The sequence below is a fragment of the Streptomyces olivaceus genome, assembly GCF_000721235.1.
Taxonomy (GTDB): domain Bacteria; phylum Actinomycetota; class Actinomycetes; order Streptomycetales; family Streptomycetaceae; genus Streptomyces; species Streptomyces olivaceus.
The window spans coordinates 1-19,581 of record NZ_JOFH01000039.1 but is presented as its reverse complement, the minus strand read 5'-3'; the positions used below and the strand labels follow the sequence as shown (position 1 = coordinate 19,581).

Here is a 19,581-nt window from a genome sequence, read left to right as displayed (position 1 = left end):
GGGCAAAAGGAAGGGAGGTCCCGTGATCCCGGCACTGAACCACCTGGTCGACCTCGTCGAAGAGCACCTGGGCGCGGAACCGGACGTACCCGCGCTGGCCGCGGCGCTCGGCACGACCGGGTACCACCTGCGCCGGATGTTCTCGTCGCTGGCGGGCATGCCGCTGTCGGAGTACGTCCGCAGGCGCCGCATGACGGTCGCCGCCTCCGACGTCGTACGCGGCGGCGACGACCTGCTGAGCGTCGCCGTCCGGTACGGGTACGGCTCGACGGAGGCGTTCGGACGCGCGTTCCGGGCGGTGCACGGCGCCGCTCCGCGTGACGTACGCCGCGACGGAGGCCCCCTTCGGACCCAGCCGCAGCTCAGGTTCCGCCTGACCGTCGAAGGGAGCACTCCCATGGACACCCGCTTCGCCGACCGCCCCGCCTTCCGCCTGATCGGCCACGCCACCCGCGTCCCGCTCATCCACGAAGGCGTCAACCCGCACATCCAGGAGCACGTCGCCGCGCTCCCCCGGGAGGCGCACGTCCGCCTGAAGGCCCTCGGCGACACCGACCCGGCGGGACTGCTCCAGGTCTGCGACGACCTCGCCCCCGACAGCGCGGAGGGCAGCGAGCTGACCTACCTGCACGGTGTCGCCGTCTCCGCCGCCACCCCGGCCCCCGACGACCTCGACGCGATCGAGGTGGCGGCCGGCACGTGGGCGGTCTTCCGCAGCTCGGGTGCCTTCCCGGACGCCCTGCAGACGACCTGGGCGGCGACCGCCTCCGAGTGGTTCCCGTCCAACCCGTGGCGGCTGCGCCCCGGTCCGTCGATCGTGGCGGTCCTGGAGCGCGCGACGGACTTCTCGACGGCGACGAGCGAGCTCTGGCTGCCGGTCGAACCGGCGTGAGCGGGTCCGCCGGCGGCCCCCGATGCCCCGGATGACCCCGATGCCCCCCGCCGCCCCGGCGACCCCGGTCAGACCGGGTTGAGGCGGGCCTTGAGCAGGCAGAACTCGTTGCCCTCCGGATCGGCGAGGACGTGCCACTGCTCCTCGCCGGTCTGGCCGATGTCGGCCGGGCGTGCCCCGAGTGCGAGGAGGCGTTCGAGTTCGGCCTCCTGATCGCGGTCGGTGGGGTTGACGTCGATGTGCAGCCGGGTCTTCCCGGGCTCGGGCTCGTCCCGGCGGCTGAGGATGATCGTCGGCTGCGGCCCGCCGAACCCCTCGCGCGGCCCGATCTCGAAGAACTCGTTCCCCTCGCGGTCGAGCACGACGAAGTCCAGCACCTCGCACCAGAATCGCGCCAGCACCTCGGGGTCGCGGCAACCGAGCACGAGCTCACCGATACGACATGCCATGGACGGGACCTGCTCTCCTCGTGGGGCGGAGGGGAGCGCCCGCCCGGAACGCGCTGGTGACCGTACCCGGCGGGACGGGCGGGCGCGACGGGTTCTCGACGGGCCCGAACCGGGGGCCGACGGGCCGGAACGGGGAGGGTCGGCGGGCCCCGAACCGGCGGCTGGGGAGGGCCGCCCTGCCGCCCCGGTGGACGTGGGCCGGATCACTCGGGTAAGCGGGTTATCAGCCGAGTGGCTGGAAAGCATCGCCAAGTGTCCCAAACCGACGTGAAGAACGCACAGCCCGACGGCCCGCCCCCCTCCGGGGACGACGCCGCCTTCTTCGGCCAGCCCCGAGGCCTGCTCACCCTCTCCGGACTGGAGGTGTGGGAGCGGTTCTCGTTCCTCGGCATGCAGGCGATCCTCGTCCTGTACTTCGCGGACACGGTCGCGAACGGCGGCCTGGGCATGGCGGCCGGCACGGCCGCGTCGGTCTCCGCCGCCTACGGCACCCTGGTCTACCTGGTCTCCGTCGCCGGCGGCTGGCTCGCCGACCGCATCCTCGGCTCGTACCGCGCGGTGCTGTGGGGCGGCATCCTGATCGCCTGCGGCCACTACGCCATGGCCGTCCCGGCGGGCGCCACGACCTGGATCGGCCTCGGCCTGATCAGCGCGGGCACCGGCCTGCTCAAGCCCAACGCGGCCACCATGGTCGGCAAGCTCTACCGCACCGACGACGAGCGCCGGGACGCCGGGTTCGCCGTCTACTACATGGCGATCAACATCGGCGCCTTCGCGGGACCGCTGGTCACCGGCTGGCTCAGCGACCACCAGGGCTGGCACTGGGGCTTCTCGGCGGCCGCGGTCGGCATGACCCTCGGCCTCGCCCAGTACGTGCTGGGCCGCCGCCACCTCGCCGGCCGCCGGCACGCGGCCGAGTTCGCGCTCGCGCCGGACGCGATGCGCCGCGCGGTCCGCCTGATCGCCGCCGGCGTCGTCGCCGTGGCCGTCGTCGCCACGGTGCTCGCACTCGCCGGGTGGCTCACCATGAGCCGCTTCGTCGACCTGCTGACCCTGATATCGGTGCTCGCCCCGGTGGCCTACTTCGCGGTGATGTTCGCCAGCCCCCGGGTCACGTCACAGGAGCGCGGCAGGCTGAAGCCGTACGTGGTGATCTTCCTGGCCTCCACCGTCTTCAACTACATCCTGTTCCAGGCGTACTCGACGATGATGCTGCTGGCCTCGACGGACGCCGAGACGACGCTCCTCGGCTTCGGCTTCCCCGCCAGCTGGTACGCCTCGGCGCTCGGTGCCTTCGAGGTCGCGCTCGCGCCCGTGGTCGCCGCCCTGTGGGTGCGCATGGGCCGCAGGCAGCCGCACGCGTCCAACAAGATCGCGATCGGCGTCGTCCTGGGCGGCCTCTCCTTCCTCCTGATGGTCCTGCCGACCTCCGGGGACTCCGGCGGCCACCTGATGTCGGCCTGGTGGATCGTCGGCTCGTACCTCCTGCTCGGCCTCGGCGACATCGTCCTGGAGACGTCCGGCATGTCGGCCACCACCAAGCTCGCGCCGACCGCGTTCTCCAGCCAGACCATGTCCCTGTGGTTCCTGTCGCTGGCCCTCGCCAACGGCATCCAGGCCCAGACCGTCAAGCTCTACGACCACGTCTCCCAGCCGGCCTACTTCGGCGTGAACGGCGCGATCGCGGTGGCCGCGGGCCTCGCCGTGATGGCCGCCGCCCCGTACCTGCGCCGCACCATGCACCCCGTCCACTGAAGCTTCTGGAACCCCCTCATGCACATCCGCACCACCTTTCCCCACTCCGTCACCTGCGAAGACGTCCGCATCCCGCTCCCCGACGGCACCCTCCTGTACGCCCGCGTGTGGCGCCCGGTGACCGAGGACCCCGTACCCGCCCTCCTCGAGTACCTCCCCTACCGGCTGTCCGACTGGACCGCCCCCCGCGACGCCCAGCGCCATCCCTACTACGCGGGCCACGGCTACGCCTCCGTGCGCGTGGACGTGCGGGGCCACGGCAACAGCGGGGGCGCGCCGGGCGACGAGTACTCGGCGGCGGAGCTGGCCGACGGCGTCGCGGTGATCGAGTGGCTGGCGCGGCAGCCCTGGTGCAACGGCCGGGTCGGCATGTTCGGCATCTCCTGGGGCGGCTTCAACTCCCTCCAGATCGCCGGCCTCGCCCCCGAGCCGCTGAAGGCGATCGTCACCGTCTGCTCCACCGACGACCGCTACGACAACGACGTGCACTACATGGGCGGCTCCGTCCTCGCCGTCGACATGCACGCCTGGGCGTCGACGATGCTCGCCTTCGCCTCCCGCCCGCCGGACCCCCGGTACGCCGGCGAGGGCTGGCGGGACATGTGGCGCGACCGCCTGGAGCAGCTGGACCCCTTCATCCACACCTGGCTGGACCACCAGACCCGCGACGCCTACTGGCGCCACGGCAGCGCCTGCGAGGACTACGGCAGGATCGACGCGGCGGTCCTCGCGGTGGGCGGCTGGCACGACCCGTACCGCGACACGGTGTTCCGCCTCCTGGAGAACCTGCCCGCCGACCGCGTCCGCGGCCTGATCGGCCCCTGGTCCCACCAGTACCCGGACCGCGGCCTGCCCCCGGGCCCGGCGATCGGCTTCCTCCAGGAGACCCTGCGCTGGTGGGACCACTGGCTCAAGGGCGAGGACACCGGCGTACGGGAGGACCCCCTCCTCCGTGCCTACCTCAACGACTCCCACCCCCCGGCCACGGTCTACGACACCCTTCCCGGCCGCTGGGTGGGCGAGCCGTCCTGGCCCTCCCCCAACGTCACCACGACCCCCCTGGCCCTCCGGGGCCGCCCGGTCCCGGTCCGCTCCCCGCAGCACACCGGCGTCGACGCGGGCCGCTTCTTCCCGTTCGGCAACGACGCCGACCTGCCGCCGGACCAGCGGGAGGAGGACGCCCGTTCGGCCTGCTTCGACTTCGACGCGGACGCGGAGACCTCGATCCTGGGCCGGCCGCGGGTGCGGCTGCGGGTGCACTCGGAGGCGGCGCGCGGCCAGGTGATCGCCCGCCTCTGCGACGTGGCCCCGGACGGCTCGTCGACCCTGGTCACCCGAGGCGTCCTCAACCTCTCCGCCCGCCACGGCCGCGACCGGGCGGTGCCCTGGACCGCCGGCACCACCGAGGAGGTCGCCTTCGACCTCAACGGCATCGGCCACACCTTCCCACCCGGCCACCGCATCCGCCTCGCCGTCTCCTCGGCGTACTGGCCGTGGATCTGGCCCCAGCCGGGCTCGGAGGCGGGCTTCACCCTGGACCCGGCGGGCAGCACCCTGGAACTCCCGGTCCGCGCGCCCCGTTCGCCCGGGGACACCGACGGCATCACCTTCGCCGCCCCGGAGCAGTCCCCGCCCCTCGACGTCCGCACGCCCGCCGCCCCGCACGCGTCCCCCCGCCCCGAGCGCCTGCTGACCCGCGACGTCGCCGAGGGCACCTGGCGCCTGGACGTCGACCCGCGCTACGGCGGCACGCGCGTGTACCCCGACGGTCTGGAGTTCACCGAGGACGCGCTGGAGACGTACACGATCCAGGAGTCGGACCCCCTCTCGGCCCGCACCCGCTCGGACTGGGCCGTCCGACTGCACCGCCCGGACCTCGGCTGGGACGCCCGGGTCCGCACCCGTTCCGAGATCACCTGCGACGCCACGCACTTCGTCACCTCGAACGAGGTCACGTGCACGGAGGGCGACGAGGTCCTGTTCCACCGCACCTGGGAGCGGCGCATCCCGCGTACGGCCGGCTGAGCCGGTCGGCCCGGGCGGGCGTCCTCACCCGGGCCGATGCGGGCTCTCCGGCCTGGAAGGGGACCCGGCCGGGTGGGACACTGCCCTGATGGACGGTGACGGGCCGCGGCCGAGCGGCGACGCGCAGGCCGAGGCCCGCGGTGGCCGAGTGGAAAGCGCCGAGGGCTTTCTGGAGACCCTTGAGCGCAGCGACCTGCCGCCGCTGCGCGGTGGCAGGCATCCGGGCGAGGGCTTCCGCGCCGACGTGGCGAACCGCGCCCTGGGCCCCTTGCGGCTGACCGAACTGGTGACCCCGCAGGGCGAGTGCTTCCGCGACGCCCGCTCGGCACGTGCCCGCGACAGCGGGCTGTGGCAGGTCGAGGTGGTGCTGCGGGGGCAGGTGCGGGCCGAGCAGGGCGGCAGAACCGCCGTGCTGGGCCCCATGGACCTGGTCCTCATCGACCCGGTACGGCCGGTGCGGTTCGCCAGTTCCGCGACCACCCACGTGACCATGCTGATGCCGCGGCACCTGCTGCGGCTCGGCGCGGACGAGGCGGCACGGCTGGTCGGCGTGGGAATCCCCGGCAGCCGGGGGCCCGGCGCTCTGGTGTCCTCGCTCGTACGGGACATGACGCGGACCGTGGACGGCTTCCGCGCGCACGAGGCGGACCGGTCGGCGGCAGCGGTGATCGAACTGGTCGCGGTGACGCTCGCGTCCCGCCTGGGCGACGTCCGCCCGGTCGAGGACGAGGTGCTGCGCACGAGAGTCGTCGGCTACATCGAGGCGAGACTGTCCGACCGGGATCTCACCCCGGCCAAGGTGGCGGCGGCGCACCACGTGTCGGTGCGCCGGCTGCACAAGCTCTTCCAGGACCAGCCCCTGACGGTCGCCGCGCTGATCCGCCGACGGCGCCTGGAGCGGTGCCGCGCGGATCTGGCCCGGAGGGACACCACGGTCGCCGCGGTGGCCGCCTCCTGGGGTTTCACGGACCCGGCGCACTTCAGCCGCCTCTTCAAGGCCACTTACGGACACAGCCCGCGGGCACGCGTGTCCAACGACGGTGCGCCGATCGTCAATGACCGCCTCGTCGGGGCCCGCGAGGATGGTGACCGGAAAGCCACGAAGCGGAAAGGGCTCTGAACCATGACCCCGTCACTCGACACCCTGCGTGCCGTCCCCGCCCGAATGATCGAGGGGTGGAACCGTGGTGACGCGGCCGCGTTCGCCGCGGACTTCGCGCAGGACGCCGAACTCGTCGATTTCGAGGGCACCGTCCACAAGGGACGGGACACGGTCATCGCCGCCCAGCAGCCGGTCTTCGACACGGTGCTGAAGGGCTCCCGGCTCGTGCACGGCGAGGTGCACTTCGCCCGGGTCGTCGCGCCGGACTGCGCCGTGGTGCACCACCGCTTCGGCATGACGATGGCCGGCGAGGAGGAGCCCCCGCCGAGCCGTTACTTCCTGCAGCTGTTCACGCTGGTCCGGCAGAACGGCCGCTGGGAGATCGCGACGCTGCAGAACGCCCGTCTGGTCTCCCTCGAGTCCGCCATGGCCCTGGACGCCCAGGCGGCCACGTAACGGAGCCCGGGGCGGCCAGCCGCCGAACGCCGTGCAACGGCGCCCCCGCCTGCTTACGCCGCCGCGCCGGAGCCGCGGTCGTGGCCACCGGTGTACAAAGCGGCGCGACCGCCTCCGCGGTCACCTCCGTGATCACTACCGTGCGCCCCTCCGCGGTCACTACCCTCCGTGATCACTGCCCGGACCACGGACCAGGGCGGCGAATCCGTCGAGGTGGCGGGCGAGCCCGTACTCGAACAGGACGTCCAGGTCGGGTGCGGCGTCGTCCGCCAGGGTCGCCAGGAGCGGGAACCTGCCGCTCTCCAACAGCTCGCGGCGGCGCGTCCGCTGACTGTCGGACCAGCGGTTCAGCGTCATCCCGGTGTTCCGCTCGGCCCGGACCTCGTCGGCCTTGGACAGCGCCACGGTGATGACGAGCGCGTGCAGGGTGAGCGTCTCCTGGAGCCGGACGTCCATGGGCAGGTCGAGCCCGTCCATGGCCCGCAGCGTCCATTCGGTGTGGGCCATCATGTTGGGCACCAGGGCCGGCCGGGTGAACGACACGACGTGGGGCAGCCACAGGTGCCGCCGGCACAGCCGCCACTGCTGACGGGCGACGAGTTCGAGCTTGGCGCGCCACCCCCGCGGCCCCTCCTCGGGCAGGCCGAGGTCGCCGAAGACGAGGTCGGCCATCTGCGTCAGCAGTTCCTCCTTGCCCGCGACGTACCGGTACAGGGACATCGGACCGAGGTCGAGCTCGGCCGCGAGCCGGCGCATCGTCAGGGCCTGGAGCCCGTCGGTGTCGGCGAGTTCGACGGCGGTCCGCAGGATGCGCAGCCGCAGCGCCTGCTGGTCGGGTGTCTCGGCGCCCCGCGCGACCGGCCCGGCACCCCGGTCCGCCGAGGGAGCCGGCTGCCGCCCGGCCCGCGCGCTGACCACCGTGCCGGACCCGACGCTCGCCTCGACGAGCCCCTCGTCCCGCAGGACGGCCGTCACCTTGGTGGCGGTCGCGATCGCGACCCCCCACCGCTGCGCGATGGCCCGGATGGACGGCACCCGGTCACCGGGGCGGAGGTCACCGCCGACGATCCGGGAGCGAATCTCCCCGGCGATCACACGGTAGGGCGGTTCGGGCTGCTGCGCTGACGGCACGGGGTCCTCCGCTGGCTGGGTGCGCCTCCAGGATCGCAGACCCAGTGTACTAGTCCACTTCACCGCGTGAACTAGTACACGCACTCACAGAAAACCCTGTTTTCCAGCCCTCCGATGTCAATACGTTGTACGCAGAGCACCGCACACACAACGACGTATCGACGACGACCGGAGAAGACGGAGACGATGGAGAACAGGGACATCCTCGTGTCAGGGGGCGGCATCGCCGGAGCGGCCCTGGCCTACTGGCTGCGCCGGTACGGCTTCCGCCCGACCGTGGTGGAACGCGCCCCCGCCCCTCGCACGGGCGGCCACGGAATCGACATCCGCGGCACCGCGCGCCAGGTGATCGAACGCATGGGCCTGGTCCCGCGGATCCAGGACGCCCGCATCCGCAACCGCGGCATGGCCTGGGTCAACGCGAAGGGCAAGGCGGTGGCCACCATGAACCTCGACGTGTTCGGCCCCTCCGGCGGCCCCGTCGCCGAGTGGGCGCTCCTGCGCACCGACCTGGCCCGGATCCTCTACGACGCGATCCGCGACGACGTCGAGTACGTCTTCGACGACGCGATCACCGGCGTGCGCCAGGACGCGGACGGCGTCACCGCCACGTTCGAGAAGGCCGAGCCCCGGCGGTTCGACCTGCTCGTAGGGGCGGACGGCGTCCACTCCGCCGTCCGCGGCCTGGCCTTCGGCCCGGACGACCGCTACGTGCGCGACCTCAACTCCTTCATCGCCCTCTACTCCATCGACTCGGACGCCGACCTCGGCGGCCGCCAGCTGATGTACACCCTGCCCGGCCGCGCCGGCCGCCCCGGCAGGACGGCGGCCCTGCGCCCGCTCGCCCAACCGGGCAGGGCGATGGCGGGGTTCTTCTTCCGCGACCCCGGCCTCGACTTCGACCGCCGCGACACGGCCGCGCAGAAGCGCGTCGTGGCCCGCCACTTCGCGGACGCCGACTGGGAAGTCCCGGGCCTCCTGGCCAAGATGTGGGACGCGACCGACTTCTACTTCGACCGGGTCGAGCAGGTCCACCTCGACACCTGGTCCACCGGCCGGACCGTGCTGGTCGGCGACGCCGCCTACTGCGCCTCCCCCATGTCCGGGATCGGCACCAGCCTCGCCCTGGTCGGCGCGTACGTCCTGGCCGGCGAGCTCTCCCGGGCCGACGGCGACCACCGCACGGCCCTCGCCGCGTACGAGGCGGCGATGCGCCAGTTCGTCGACCGGGCGCAGGAGTTCGCCCGCAGCTCCGGCGACGGCGGCCTGCTGCCCGACTCGTCCTGGCAGATGTGGCTGCGCAACCAGTCGGTGCGGGCCCTGCCGTACCTGCCCAGACGCATCGCCGGCCGGGGCCTGGAGCCGGTGGCCCACACGGTCACCCTCGCCGACTACACGACCCCCGCACACCACTGACTCGCCCCACCCACCCCACCACCATCACCATCACCATTAGGAGCACCTCATGAACGTCAGCACCTTCCTCTGGGTCGACGGCCAGGCCGAGGCCCTCGCGGCCCACTACACGGCGCTGTTCGCCGACTCCGGGACCGGCGAGGTCCAGCGGGACGCCGACGGCAACGTCACCACCGTCGACTTCACCCTCTCCGGCCAGCGCTACGTCGCCTACAACGGCGGCCCGCAGTACCCCATCACCCCCGGCATCTCCCTCTACGCGGAGTGCGACTCCCAGTCGGCACTCGACGCCCTGTGGGCGGGCCTGACCGAGGGCGGCAAGGAGGGCCCCGGCGGCTCGCTGGTCGACCGCTTTGGCGTCACCTGGCAGGTCTACCCCTCCCACCTGCGCGAACTCCTCCGCGACGCCGACCCGGCCACCGCCGAGCGCGTCCTCACCGCCCTCCACTCCATGACCAGGATCGACATCCAGGTCCTGATCGACGCCCGCGCGGCCCAGGCCTGACACCTCCCCCACGGAAGGCGCGACCCATGACCCCCACCAGTCCCCCCACAGCCAGTCCCCCGGCAGCCGGGCGGCACGTCCGCCTCGGACGCGCGGAGCCGAACCGCGGCCGCGTACGCGCCGCCTGGACCCTGGCCCTGCTGACGACGCTCTGCGCCGAGCTGACCTTCACCGCAGTCGCCGTCCCGAGCACCTGGGTGCTCCTGCCCCTGCTGCTGGTGATGTACGGCGCCGGCGTCCTGCTCGTCCGCGAGGCGGTGGTCCGCTGCGGCGGCGGCTGGCCGAGCCTCGTCCTGCTGGGCCTCGCCTACCAACTGGCCGAGGACGGACTCGGCCTGCAGGCCCTGAACAGCCCCGACATGTACGGCGCCGCCGACTGGGGCCTGCGCGCCCTCGGCGTCAACTGGACGTACTGGGAGTCCCAGATCGGCGTCCACGTGGTCCTCAGCGTGCTGCTCCCCGTCATGATCGCCAACCTGCTCTTCCCGGCGATGCGTGCCCGGCCCTACCTCCGCACCGGCGGCCTGGCCATCACCGGCGCCCTGGCGGTCCTCGGCGTCGTCGGCCTGCGCGTCTTCATCTCGGCGACGGAGGACCCGGGTTACCGCACCCCGCCGGCCTGGACACTCGCCTACGTGGCGGCCATCGCCGTCCTCGCCTGGCTCGCCCTGCGCGTACTCCCCCGCCGCCGCCCGCGTGACACGGCGGCCCGGGGCAACCGCCAGGCACCGCGCCCACCCCTCGTGGGCTTCATCTCCCTCTACCTGACGATGGCGTTCCTGACCACGCTGCTGCCGCTGGGCCTGGGCGGGGACCTGCTCTTCGGCGACGCGATGTCGCAGCCGTTCCGGCTGATCGCCGCGGCGATGACGGCGGTCCCGTTCGCCTGGCTCGCCGCCCGCTGGCGAACGGCGGCCAACTGGACCGACCGCCACCGCCTCTGGCTGCTCGGCGGGATCCTCGTCTCCCACACGGCGTTCATGATGCCGGGCTCCTGGACGAGCGCCCTGCTCGGCGCCCTCACCCTCGCCCTGGAACTGCTCGCCCTGAGGGCCCTGTCCCGTCAGGTACGACGCGGGGAGGGGGCGGTACCGGGGGCCGCCGGCGCCTGATGTCCCGGCGGTCGGTACGGAGAGCCCCTCCGTACCGACCGCACGGACATGTGCGGCCGCAGCAGGGCTTGCGCTCCCGAGTACCGGCGATCAGGACAGCGCGTCCATCAGGACCGTGACATAGGCGTCCAACCGCCCCTCCACGACCCCCGCCGTCAGGTCGCTCCTTCCCACCTCGCGCCACGCCCGCGCCAGCTGCCGCACCTCCTCCGAGCACGCCAGCGCGTCCCGCACCTGCCAGTACAGCCGCTCGCTCCGAGCCGCGGCCAGCACCCCGCCGGCCTCCTCGTACGCTCCGGAGAACCGCAGCCCCCACGCCGGCCCGTGCAACACCGCGAGGATCGCCGCACAGTGCGCCACGTCGAGATCGACCGGCCCCCAGGAGACCGACGCCCAGTCGACGACTCCTGTGATGCGGGACCCTGCCGTTCCGGCGGACGCGACGTCGAACAGCACGTTGCCGGGCTGGAAGTCCCGGTGCAGGAACCGCCCTTCGTAGGCCGGCCTCGGCTTCCGGATCACGTCGATCGCCGCAGCCCACACCGCCGCGTCGGCACACTGCGGAGGGACGACCGTGTCGGCCGTCGTCAACGCCGTGTACTCCGGCGGCCGCACGGCGGGCCGCAGGGCCTGAACGGCCACGAGTTGGCACGCCAGTTGATGCACGCGATCCTCCAGCCCGGCATCGGCGAGCACGGTCCGGCCCGGCAGATGCGTCATCAGGAGCGACGGATACTCGCAGTACTCCGCAATCGGATCAGCCGCGATCAGTCCCGGTGCCGTGACGCCGGTCCCGGCCAGCTGGGTCAGTGCGTCGGCCTCCCTGTTCAACGAGTCCTCGGCGTGCCTCAGATAGAAGGGGTCGACGAAAGACCTCAGCACCAGGCGACGGGTACCTCCGTCACGGGTACGGATCGTCAGTCTCCGCATCTCGGCGGTGACCCCGCCGTGCAGCGCGTCGACTCCCACGATCCGCTCACCGGCATCCAGTTGCCGACGGACCCAGGCCAGTGTCAACGGCCGGACGACCGCCTCCTCCTCATGATTGCTCACCGGACAACCTCACCATCCCCCAACTCCCATGCGCACGATCACCAGGCCGTTTCCGGACACGCTGATACGCAACTGAGCGGCTGCCGCGCCGCGCCTGATACGTGGTGGAGACCTTGCGGAGAGCCGCTGGGACCAGGCTCGGTGCCGGGCGGGACGGCCGGCTGTCGTCCGCCGCACCAGCCCGCACCAGCCCGCCGCAGTGATGGCCGGCGGCAGACGCGAGGGAGCCACTCATGCACATGTCGTCAGGCCGAAGGGCGGCCGCCGCCCTCACGACGGGGATCGCGCTTGCCGCGACCCTGCTCACACCCTTATCCGCGCAGGCCGTTGTGGGTGGCACCGAGTCCACCCGGGCCTACTCGTTCATGGGTTCGTTCCAGCCGTCCTACCCCGCCCCGCCGCGCGCGGACCGGCACGGCTGCGGGGTGGAGGTCCTCGCACCGCAGTGGGTCCTGACCGCCAGCCACTGCGCCGGCAGGAACCCGACCGGCGCGAAGGCGGGTGTCCCGCGCGGCTGGAAGGTCCGGGTCGGGTCACTGGACACCACGTCCGGCGGCGAGGTCGCCGAGGTCGATCACTACTACCGGCTGGCGACCAGTCACGACGAGGGAGGGTTCTGGGGCCGCGACCTCGCGTTGATGCACCTGCGGACTCCGGTTCGGGCCAAGCCGGTGCGGATCGCCTCGACCACGCCGCCGGACGGGACGCCCGTCCGCATCATGGGCTGGGGCATGACCTGCGACGACACCGACGACGCGGCGTGTTTCCCCACGCGGCTGCGGGAGGCCGACACCGTAGTGCAACCGATCTCGACGTGTCCGTCGGCCGCGCCCGGCGGAGAGTTGTGCATCGGCAGCCGCGACGGCAGCGTCGCCGCGTCGAACATGGACTCCGGCGGGCCCGCGCTGGTCCGCGACGGCGGCCAGTGGTCCGTGGCCGGTGTCGTCAGTGGCCCCGACGCGAGCGGCAAGACGCTGTACTCCGATGTCACCAAGCACGCCGACTGGATCAACGGCATCATCACGGGCACCGACGTGCCGCCCGATGATCCGATCCCGGACATGGAGGGCACGGTGGACCTGAGCGGCTGTGCGGGATCAGTGGTCCGCACTCCCGCCTCCCGGCCGCAGGACCCGGCACTGTTGCTGACCAACGGCCACTGCGTGCAGGGGCAGTGGCCCGCGCCCGGAACCGCTGCAGTGGACCGGCCGGCCGACCGCGAGGTGCAGATCGCCGACCGCCAGGGCTATCCGCAGACCACCGCCCGTACGAAGCGGCTGATGTACGCGACGATCACCGGCACCGACATCGCGCTGTACCGCCTGGACAAGACCTACGCGCAGTTGGCGACCGAGGGCGCGAAAGTCTTCCGCCTCACCTCCACCTCCGTGCGTGCGGGCGACCCGCTGACCGTGGCGTCCCTCGGCACCCGCCACCACTGCACCGCCGAGGCCGTGGTGCCGCACCTGCGGGAGGGCGGCTACCAGCTGGACAACTCGATCCGCTATGCCACCAGCGACGACTGCGCCCCCTGGCACGGCGACTCCGGTTCGGCGCTGCTGGCTCCTGACGGGGACACGGTCGTGGGTATCCACAACACCCACAACGACAACGGCGAGCAGTGCACCGACAACAACCCCTACGAGGTGGGCCCGGACGGAGAAGTAACCTCCCACCAGGGTCGCAGCTACGGCCAGCAGGTGCACATGATCACGGACTGCCTGGCCGAGGGATCGAAGCTGGACCTGTCCCGTCAGGGCTGCACCCTCACCGGTGCCACGCACAGCGGCCTCCGGACCCGCGAACCCTGACCCGCTCCACCCTCACCGGCGAGCCGGCCCCGGCACAGGCACGGCGGAGCGACGCGCGGGGCCGGCCGGCCTGGGCGCACCTTGATCCCTCACGCCTCGTCGAAGGTCTCGAGCAGGCGCTCGTACGCCGGCTTCGGCCGCAGGGCCGCGTCCCACGGCAGGGAATCGGCCGTGCGCGGAGGATAGGTCCTGATGTCGGCGGTGGAACCGTACCGGTCGGTGAATCCCCAGGTGGAGAACGAGGTGCAGTTCGGCTCCTCCAGGCAGACCCGCAACTTGCCCGCCATCTCGTCGGCCTGGGTCTGCTGCCCGTCCTCCTCGTCCTCACCTACGGGGACGTCCATCTCCGACACCCGCGCCTGAACGCCGAGTTCCGCCAGGTCCCGCACATGGCTGCGGAAGGTCTCCGGGTCGATGCGGTCGCCGGGTGCGTACTCATGGTTCTGGAAACCCACGCCGTCGATCGGTACGCCGCGTTCCTTGAGCCGCTCGACCAGGTCGTAAAGGGCGTCCCACCGCTCGCCTTCCTCCTCGATGCCGTACTCGTTGAGGAACAGCCGTGCCTTCGGATCGGCCCGGTGGGCGGCCCTGAACGCCTCGTCGATGTACTCCTCGCCCATGGCCTCGAACCACGGGCTCTGCTCGGAGCGCAGACCGAGGTCCCCGTCGGTGTAGCTCTTCTCGTCGTCGGACATGGGCTCGTTGACCACATCCCATTCCGCGACCTTTCCCTTGAAGTGCCCGGCGACCCCGGCGATGTGCCGGAGCATGGTCCGGCGCACCTCCTCGGGGTCGTCGTTCTCCCGCATCCAGTCGGGCAGAGCCTCGTGCCAGACGAGGGTGTGCGCGTGCACCTTCATGTCGTTCGCGCGGGCGAAGCGTACGAGGAGGTCCGCGTCGCGGTAGTCGTATACGCCCCGGCGTGGGTGGAGGAACTGCGGCTTGAACGCGTTCTCCGGAGTGAGCATGGAGAACTGGCTTCCCGCGAGCGCCCGGTAGCGTGAATCGGTGAGCAGCGGGTTCTCGGCCAGGGCAGTGCCGACGTCGAACGGCCGCCCCACGTCCGCGGCCCGCGCACGCAGCGAGTCGTCGGACCGCTCCTGGCGCAGCTGCGGCGCCTTGATCACGCGGAGCGAGTCGCCGCTCTCCGCCCGCGCGGTCAGCCGCGTCAGACGCCACCCCTCGCGGCGCTCGTCCTCGCCCGCCTCCGCGTCCGCCTCCACGTCGGCCTCCAGACCGAACCAGACAGTGCCCTCGGCAAACACCCCCGGGTCCTGCACGGTTCCCAGCCGCCGCCCGTCGGCTGCCACGCGGAAGGTGTCACCGATGCTCGACACGGCGAGCGTCACCGTCCCGGAGCAGCCGCAGTCGAAAGCCTTGGAGGTGGCCGGCTCATCGCCCTCACCGTCCCATATCTGCACCTCCACCTGTCCGTCGGCGGTCACGCCGACGCGGAGTGAGGGCCGCTCCTGCCGCCACTCGTCGTAGATGACCGGTACACGTCCGTACAACCGCAGCCATGAGCCGCCGCCGTCGTCGCCCACACCCGACATGCGCGCGGTGACGGTGAAGTCGCCGTCGGACCTGAGATGCGGGCCGGCCAGGTTCAGCGGAGGGTTGGGCCGGCCGCCGGAGGAGTCCTGCTCCACGATGCGCCGATCCAAAGCGCCGACCCGCAGGATGCCGTTCCGCGCGGTGGTGCCCGGCATCTGCGTCCAGTCGTGGTTCCGCAGCAGGTCTTCGTCGTTTGCGCCGCCCGCGTCTTCGCCCTGCGCCGTGCACCCGGCCGCCACCGCCATGACGAGCACCACGGCGGTCAGCCGCTGCCACGTCCCCCCACCAAGGCCCACGGTCCCTCTCACTCCCTTGTTCGAGACGAGATCAACGTCTCGAAACCGGGCCACAGTTCATCACACGCGAGGTACGGCGTCCTGGTGCGGCACGTCCCGGCTCGTGCGGCGGAGCGGGCCGGGACCGGCGCCGGCACCGACGCGGACCAGGCGTTTGCCGAGGTTGGTCCCGTCGAAGAGGCCCTGAAGTGCCGCCGGGGCCGCGTCGAGACCGTCGACGACGTCTTCCGCCCACCGCAGCCGACCGGCACCGACCCAACCCGCCAGGTCGCCGAACGCGGCCGGGAAGTCCGCCACATGGTCGAGGAAGATGAAGCCTTCCATCCGCGCCCGCCTGAAGGCGAGTTGCATGTAGTTCGCCGGGCCGCGTCCGTAGCCGGACGCGGTGTACCCGGACGAGACCGAGCCGCAGAGCGCGATCCGTGCGTGGAGTGCGAGGTGGTCGAGTGCGGTCTCCAGCAGCGGGCCGCCGACGTTGTCGAAGACCGCGGTCACGCCGTCGGGCGCGAAGGCACCGAGCGCCTTGCCGACGTCGTCGTGGTAGTCGACGCAGTCGAAACCGGCGACGTCCCGGACCCAGTCCACCTTGCTTGCGCTCCCGGCGGTGCCGATCACCCGCGCACCGCGCAGCTTGGCGATCTGTCCCGCCAGGGACCCCACACTGCCGGCCGCGGCCGTGACGAGGACGACGTCGTCCTCGGTCACCCGCAGCACCCGCTCGATCCCGATGTACGCGGTCAGCCCGCTGACCCCGAACACGCTGAGCATGTGCCGGGGATCCACGCCGGGCGGCACCGGGTTGACGCCGAACAGCCCCTCTCCCCGGGCCACGGCGTACTCCTGCCAGCCGAGCGTGCCGTAGACCCACTGCCCCTCGGCCAGCCCCGGGTCGCGGGAGGCGACCACGCGGCCGACGCCCGCACCCCGCATGACCTCTCCGACGCCGACGGAGTCGATGTAGGTGGAGGCCGGGTTGAGCCAGGTCCGCTGGGTGGCGTCGATCCCGAGCCAGGCGACCTCGACCAGAGCCTCCCCGTCGGCCAACGGTCCGATCGGCTCCGTCTCCACCCCGAACGTGTCCGGGGCGATACGGCCGGTCGGGCGTCGACGCAGGACGAGGCGACGGTTGCGGGTCGGCACCATGGTTTCCGCTTCCTCTCGGGTGTCTGGGGCGTGCGTATGCGGTCCGGTCATGCCGGTCAAGCACGGGTGGCGTGCACGAAGTTCGCGACGAGCTCGTCGGCGATGGCACTCGCGGCGCCCTCGGCAGCGATGCGCACCGCCTCGCCGTCGAGGGCCCGGCGCAGCAGCCGGGCCATCACCACCCGGTCGAAGCGACGCATCTCGCCGCGCTCCTGCCCGTACTCGAAGATGTCGATCAGGTCCCCGAGCGACTCGTCCACCATCGAGTCGTAGTCCGGGCCGCCGGCCGTCGTCCGGTACGAGACGACCGCGACGAGGGCCCGGGTCCGGCCCGGCTCGCGCGCGCAGTAGGCCGCGAAGGTACGGATGTACCCGGAGAGCTTCGCGACCGCGCGCTCCTCCGCGTCCGTCCGCCGCCGCAGCTCCGCACCCAGGTCGCTCACCACGACCTGGACGACGGCGGCGAGCAGTTCGTCACGTCCCGAGAAGTTGCTGTGGTAGGCCCCGCGGCTGTAGCCCGCCTCCTCGGCGACCGCCTCGACCGACACGCTCGACACCCCATGGGCGGCGAAGAGCCCGATCGCAGCCTCGACCAGCTCGACCCGCGTCCGTTCCCGCCGCTCGACGCGGGTGAGTCGCTTCGTCACCCGAGTAGAATACCAAGCCGTATCCGAATACGACACCGTATTCATCCCGCCCGCGTCATCCGCCCGCCCCGACCTCAGCGGCGCCCTCCCTCCTCCCCGCCCCTCACTTGGCGGGTCCGATACGGAGGACGGCGACGGTCCTGCGGATCTCGGCGACCGTCAGGCTCATGGCATCGTTGATGGTCGCGGCGGGTCCCACGCCGCACTTCATCGTGACGCCACCGTCGCCGTTGGACGACGTGCCGCCGCCACCGGAACAACCGGCGACGCCGAAGCCCGACCCCGTGAGCGGCGCGACCAACTCGACCGAGTCGCCGTTGACCGCCGTCACCTCGATCGGCCCGAGCCCGTACGCCTCCGGCACGGTCACAACGTCCCCCACGGCGACCTCGACCTCGCACGTCCCGTCAGCACACGGCCCGGCCGGCGAGGACGACGGCGGCGCCGCCTCCCTGCCGCCGGACACCGGCGACTCGGCGCCGGACCTGCCGGGTCGGCTCTCGGCGGAGTGCCCGTCCGCGGACTCCGGGGAACACGAGGTGAGAAGGGCGCACACGGCGGCGACACCAACGGCAGCAACGGCAGTCGAAGGAGTCCTACGCATCATGGACGCCATGGAACCCCGCCCCGGACGGGACCCCTCCCGGCGGACTCGCGCCGCACCTGTCGCCGGGTGCGGGGACATCAACCGCAGTACGTGTTGCGCAACAACGTGTTGATCCGCTTGCCGTCGGCCTCGGTCACCTTGTGGTTCCCGACGCTGAACCGCTGCGCGGCGTGCCGGTCCGGGTCGGCGACGTTGCGCCGGAGGTCAGCGCACTGGGCGTCGGCCTTGGCATCAGCCCCGGCCAGACCCTCGGGCGTACCCAGCGCCGGATCGATATACCGCAGGCCGCTCTGCAAAGCGGCGCTACGAGCGGCGCCGAACGCCTCGTCGACGGCGCTGCCCGCGCCCCCACCGGGATCGGGGCCGGGATCCACCGGGAGGTCGGCATCGGCGGAGGGAGACGAAGCACTGGGGCCGCCGGCGCGCGTGGCGTCCGGCGCCGGTGCCTGCGCCGTGGGACTCTCCGACGTCGGTGACGCGGTCGGCCGATCGGCGGCGGCCTCGCCCGTGCCGCCGCTCCCGCACCCCGCCAGCAGCAGCGCCGCACCGGGGGCGAGGAGCAGGGCGACGGCGCCCGGCCGCGCACATGGTTTCCGGCGCATGAGGTCCCCCGCGTGGTTCAGAGCCAACGGCTGTTCATGGCGCACCCATGCTTGTACACCGCGTCCGGGACCGGTCCCGGACGCGGTGAAACCGCACTCGAACGGCGCGCCTCGACAACTCCCCGGTCCCACCCGGCTCACGCCTCGAAGTCGTACTCCAGGATGTACGAGGCGGCGTCCAACGTCATTTCGTTGACTTCGACGGCACGGCCCTCGCCCGTGTACGCGGTGCGGCAGACGAGGATGACCGGGGTGCCCGCGGACATGCTCAACTGGTCCGCCTCATCCTTCGACGGCATACGGGAGCGGACTTCCTCGCGGAAGCGCAGCGGCTTGTGGCCGAGTTCCGCGAGCCTGGCGTACGTCCCGCCCCGGCCCGTGTCCTCCTCGGTGACCGCGGACCCGGCGACGAGCGAGGTGGGCAGGTAACTCGTCGCGAGCAGAACGGACTTGCCGTCGAGAACGAAGCGCCTCCGCCGGACACACACCGTCTCCCCGTCGGCCAGATCCAGGACCGCACCGACACCGTCGGGCGCGGCTTCCTCGGACACGGAGACCTGGTCCACCTGAAGTGAGCGGTCCTCGATGTCGGCCGACCAGATGGACCGCCCGTTGCCCCAGTGCTGTTGGGCCAGGCGCTGGATGCCCCGGCGCCGGAGCGGGCGGAACTCCCGGACGAACACGCCGGCGCCCTTGCGGGCTTCAGCGACGCCTTCGTCCCGCAGGACGCCCAGAGCTTGGCGAGCCGTCATGCGGGCCACGCCGTGCACGGCCATGAGGTCGTTCTCTCCCGGGAGCCGATCACCGGGGCCGTACTCACCCGACCGGATCTCCTCGCGCAGCGTGTCCGCAATCCGCTGGTACTTGGGTCGACGGTCGTCTCCGGTGTTGGCCATCCGGCGGGTCTCCTCTCCCTCTCTAGACACCTTAGAAGTTGTCTCAATTGGTGATCGCCCGCCCCGTGCGGATCGGAGACCGGGACAGGTCGGTGGCTTGACCGTGCTGTGAGACTTGCAACATGGACA

The 19,581-nt window shown here is 72.2% G+C and carries 18 protein-coding genes; 9 read left to right on the top strand and 9 right to left on the bottom strand.

The genetic code is table 11. The features are described 5' to 3' along the window. Window positions 1-22 precede the first annotated feature (22 nt). Window positions 23-892 carry an AraC family transcriptional regulator gene (locus IG94_RS0132310; RefSeq protein ID WP_031045524.1) on the top strand — a complete coding sequence of 290 codons (870 nt, stop codon included), beginning with the start codon at window positions 23-25 and terminating at the stop codon, window positions 890-892. Between the two features lie 68 nt (window positions 893-960). On the opposite strand, the gene IG94_RS0132305 is transcribed toward IG94_RS0132310, so the two are convergent. Then, on the bottom strand, window positions 961-1,341 hold the full coding sequence (locus IG94_RS0132305) for a VOC family protein (protein ID WP_031045521.1): 381 nt from the start codon (window positions 1,339-1,341) through the stop codon (window positions 961-963). A gap of 252 nt (window positions 1,342-1,593) precedes the next feature. Between IG94_RS0132305 and IG94_RS0132300 the strand changes: the two genes are divergently transcribed. The 4 genes from IG94_RS0132300 to IG94_RS0132285 all read left to right on the top strand — a co-directional run bounded on the left by IG94_RS0132300 (window position 1,594) and on the right by IG94_RS0132285 (window position 6,679). After that, window positions 1,594-3,096 carry a peptide MFS transporter gene (locus IG94_RS0132300; protein WP_211269706.1) on the top strand — a complete coding sequence of 501 codons (1,503 nt, stop codon included), beginning with the start codon at window positions 1,594-1,596 and terminating at the stop codon, window positions 3,094-3,096. An 18-nt stretch (window positions 3,097-3,114) separates the two neighbouring features. Next, window positions 3,115-5,121, top strand: coding sequence for a CocE/NonD family hydrolase (locus IG94_RS0132295; protein ID WP_031045516.1), 2,007 nt, complete (start codon window positions 3,115-3,117; stop codon window positions 5,119-5,121). Window positions 5,122-5,209: 88 nt separating this feature from the next. Further along, window positions 5,210-6,241, top strand: a complete 1,032-nt coding sequence (locus tag IG94_RS0132290) for a helix-turn-helix domain-containing protein (protein ID WP_224309939.1) — start codon at window positions 5,210-5,212, stop codon at window positions 6,239-6,241. Window positions 6,242-6,244: 3 nt separating this feature from the next. Continuing rightward, complete coding sequence (locus IG94_RS0132285; RefSeq protein WP_031045512.1) at window positions 6,245-6,679, top strand: SgcJ/EcaC family oxidoreductase; 435 nt, start codon at window positions 6,245-6,247, stop codon at window positions 6,677-6,679. Between the two features lie 159 nt (window positions 6,680-6,838). Here IG94_RS0132285 and IG94_RS0132280 read toward each other — a convergent pair whose 3' ends face one another. Next, window positions 6,839-7,810 carry a TetR/AcrR family transcriptional regulator C-terminal domain-containing protein gene (locus tag IG94_RS0132280; protein WP_031045509.1) on the bottom strand — a complete coding sequence of 324 codons (972 nt, stop codon included), beginning with the start codon at window positions 7,808-7,810 and terminating at the stop codon, window positions 6,839-6,841. A gap of 186 nt (window positions 7,811-7,996) precedes the next feature. Between IG94_RS0132280 and IG94_RS0132275 the strand changes: the two genes are divergently transcribed. The 3 genes from IG94_RS0132275 to IG94_RS0132265 are packed head-to-tail and all read left to right on the top strand — an operon-like array spanning window position 7,997 to window position 10,843. Next, on the top strand, window positions 7,997-9,226 hold the full coding sequence (locus IG94_RS0132275; protein ID WP_031045506.1) for an FAD-dependent monooxygenase: 1,230 nt from the start codon (window positions 7,997-7,999) through the stop codon (window positions 9,224-9,226). A 49-nt stretch (window positions 9,227-9,275) separates the two neighbouring features. Continuing rightward, window positions 9,276-9,731: a VOC family protein gene (locus tag IG94_RS0132270; RefSeq protein WP_031045504.1), complete on the top strand. Its 456-nt coding sequence runs from the start codon at window positions 9,276-9,278 to the stop codon at window positions 9,729-9,731. A 26-nt stretch (window positions 9,732-9,757) separates the two neighbouring features. After that, entirely contained in the window at window positions 9,758-10,843 is a 1,086-nt protein-coding gene (locus IG94_RS0132265) for a hypothetical protein (RefSeq protein WP_078892515.1), read from the top strand. Window positions 10,844-10,933: 90 nt separating this feature from the next. Here IG94_RS0132265 and IG94_RS0132260 read toward each other — a convergent pair whose 3' ends face one another. Next, window positions 10,934-11,896, bottom strand: a complete 963-nt coding sequence (locus IG94_RS0132260; protein ID WP_031045499.1) for a phosphotransferase family protein — start codon at window positions 11,894-11,896, stop codon at window positions 10,934-10,936. Window positions 11,897-12,225: 329 nt separating this feature from the next. On the opposite strand from IG94_RS0132260, the gene IG94_RS0132255 reads away from it, so the two are divergent. Next, the gene (locus IG94_RS0132255) at window positions 12,226-13,707 is read left to right on the top strand and encodes a S1 family serine peptidase (RefSeq protein WP_224326454.1); all 1,482 of its coding nucleotides are present in this window, start codon (window positions 12,226-12,228) and stop codon (window positions 13,705-13,707) included. 89 nt (window positions 13,708-13,796) lie between these two features. Here IG94_RS0132255 and IG94_RS0132250 read toward each other — a convergent pair whose 3' ends face one another. The 6 genes from IG94_RS0132250 to IG94_RS0132225 form a co-directional block, all read right to left on the bottom strand. Next, window positions 13,797-15,557 carry an endo-1,4-beta-xylanase gene (locus IG94_RS0132250; protein WP_031045493.1) on the bottom strand — a complete coding sequence of 587 codons (1,761 nt, stop codon included), beginning with the start codon at window positions 15,555-15,557 and terminating at the stop codon, window positions 13,797-13,799. 60 nt (window positions 15,558-15,617) lie between these two features. Then, window positions 15,618-16,700: an NADP-dependent oxidoreductase gene (locus IG94_RS0132245; RefSeq protein WP_063763425.1), complete on the bottom strand. Its 1,083-nt coding sequence runs from the start codon at window positions 16,698-16,700 to the stop codon at window positions 15,618-15,620. Between the two features lie 56 nt (window positions 16,701-16,756). Further along, entirely contained in the window at window positions 16,757-17,347 is a 591-nt protein-coding gene (locus IG94_RS43205) for a TetR/AcrR family transcriptional regulator (RefSeq protein WP_031045488.1), read from the bottom strand. A gap of 103 nt (window positions 17,348-17,450) precedes the next feature. Further along, window positions 17,451-17,729 carry a hypothetical protein gene (locus IG94_RS0132235; protein ID WP_031045485.1) on the bottom strand — a complete coding sequence of 93 codons (279 nt, stop codon included), beginning with the start codon at window positions 17,727-17,729 and terminating at the stop codon, window positions 17,451-17,453. Between the two features lie 302 nt (window positions 17,730-18,031). Then, entirely contained in the window at window positions 18,032-18,583 is a 552-nt protein-coding gene (locus IG94_RS0132230; RefSeq protein WP_031045483.1) for a hypothetical protein, read from the bottom strand. A gap of 110 nt (window positions 18,584-18,693) precedes the next feature. After that, entirely contained in the window at window positions 18,694-19,452 is a 759-nt protein-coding gene (locus tag IG94_RS0132225) for a GntR family transcriptional regulator (protein ID WP_031045481.1), read from the bottom strand. Window positions 19,453-19,581 lie beyond the last annotated feature (129 nt).

Excerpts from the sequence above, each read along its gene's own strand:
- IG94_RS0132305 (WP_031045521.1), bottom strand. The coding sequence starts at position 1,341 with ATGGCATGTCGTATCGGTGAGCTCGTGCTCGGTTGCCGCGACCCCGAG.
- IG94_RS0132245 (WP_063763425.1), bottom strand. The coding sequence starts at position 16,700 with ATGGTGCCGACCCGCAACCGTCGCCTCGTCCTGCGTCGACGCCCGACC.
- IG94_RS0132290 (WP_224309939.1), top strand. The coding sequence starts at position 5,210 with ATGGACGGTGACGGGCCGCGGCCGAGCGGCGACGCGCAGGCCGAGGCC.
- IG94_RS0132225 (WP_031045481.1), bottom strand. The coding sequence starts at position 19,452 with ATGGCCAACACCGGAGACGACCGTCGACCCAAGTACCAGCGGATTGCG.
- IG94_RS0132270 (WP_031045504.1), top strand. The coding sequence starts at position 9,276 with ATGAACGTCAGCACCTTCCTCTGGGTCGACGGCCAGGCCGAGGCCCTC.
- IG94_RS0132265 (WP_078892515.1), top strand. The coding sequence starts at position 9,758 with ATGACCCCCACCAGTCCCCCCACAGCCAGTCCCCCGGCAGCCGGGCGG.
- IG94_RS0132295 (WP_031045516.1), top strand. The coding sequence starts at position 3,115 with ATGCACATCCGCACCACCTTTCCCCACTCCGTCACCTGCGAAGACGTC.
- IG94_RS0132285 (WP_031045512.1), top strand. The coding sequence starts at position 6,245 with ATGACCCCGTCACTCGACACCCTGCGTGCCGTCCCCGCCCGAATGATC.
- IG94_RS0132275 (WP_031045506.1), top strand. The coding sequence starts at position 7,997 with ATGGAGAACAGGGACATCCTCGTGTCAGGGGGCGGCATCGCCGGAGCG.